The organism is Novosphingobium sp. MBES04, assembly GCF_000813185.1.
Taxonomy (GTDB): domain Bacteria; phylum Pseudomonadota; class Alphaproteobacteria; order Sphingomonadales; family Sphingomonadaceae; genus Novosphingobium; species Novosphingobium decolorationis.
On sequence record NZ_DF850505.1, the window covers coordinates 1 to 1172 of the forward strand.

Sequence of the window (1172 nt, forward strand, 5' to 3'; positions counted from 1 at the left end):
CCGCTTGTCTTATGACATCGCCGTCCGTTTGGGCCATGCTGGATTGCCCGGACCGGGGTGGCCACCCCGGTCCGGGCGGAAGGGGACGGATCGCGAAACCGCCGGTCGTTAAGGGACCGGGTTAGAGTAGGATCGCCCCTTTCTTTTCCATCAGGCCCGAACGGATACCGGGGTTTTGGACCCGGATGACAAGCATGGGACAGCGGAAAAGATGAGCGACAATCTACCACAGACGATCGGCATCGACATCTCCAAAGCGAGCCTCGATTGCCATGCCTACCCCGTCGGCGCCGAGCGCCAGTTTGCCAATACCGCCAAGGGGCACAAGGCGCTGATCGCCTGGCTGCGACAATGGCCGATCGAACGGATCGCCTACGAGGCAACCGGCACCTATCATCGCGCACTGGAGGCGGCGCTGACCAACTGGCCCTGTGTGAAGCTCAACCCTGAACGGGCCCGGCGCTTCGCCCAGGCGACTGGCACGCTGGCCAAGACTGATCGCATTGACGCCATCCTGCTGGCTCGTATGGCCGCAACCTTGCAGCCAGTGGTCAGACCCGCTCGAAGCCCACAGCAGACCCAAATGGCGGAACTCATCAATGCCCGAGATGGCCTGGTTCGTGATCGCACCGCGCTCAAAAATCGTGAGAAAAATCTCACCATCGCCTTTCTCAAGCGCCAGTGTCGCCAGCGGCTCGAACAGATTGATCGACATATCGCGGCCCTCGATGCTGAGATCTCCAACCTGATCGCCGCCGATGCCGTACTCGCTCGTCGACACCAGATACTGACCAGCATCGCGGGTGTGGGAACGCTGACCGCCAACCAGCTCATCGCCACCATGCCCGAACTCGGCAGCCTTGAGAACAAGCAGGCCGCGTCCCTTGCCGGCCTTGCACCGATTGCGCGGCAATCCGGACAATGGAAAGGCAAAAGCTTCATCCGCGGCGGACGTGCTAACGTGAGGCAGGCCCTCTATATGCCGGCCCTCGTCGCCGCCCGATACAACCCTGACCTCAAGGCAAAGTACCAACAACTCGTCACCGCAGGAAAGCCCGCCAAAATCGCCATCACCGCCGTCATGCGAAAGCTCGTCGTGACCGCAAACGCTCTGCTCAAAGCCGATAGATGCTGGGCGCAATCTCAGACTTGATCATCACGGATACTCTAAT

1 protein-coding gene is annotated in these 1172 nt (G+C 60.8%); it reads left to right on the forward strand.

Features of this window, described 5'->3' with window-relative positions:
• Positions 1-211: 211 nt before the first annotated feature.
• Positions 212-1153, forward strand: a complete 942-nt coding sequence (locus MBENS4_RS23670; RefSeq protein ID WP_039396878.1) for an IS110 family transposase — start codon at positions 212-214, stop codon at positions 1151-1153.
• Positions 1154-1172 lie beyond the last annotated feature (19 nt).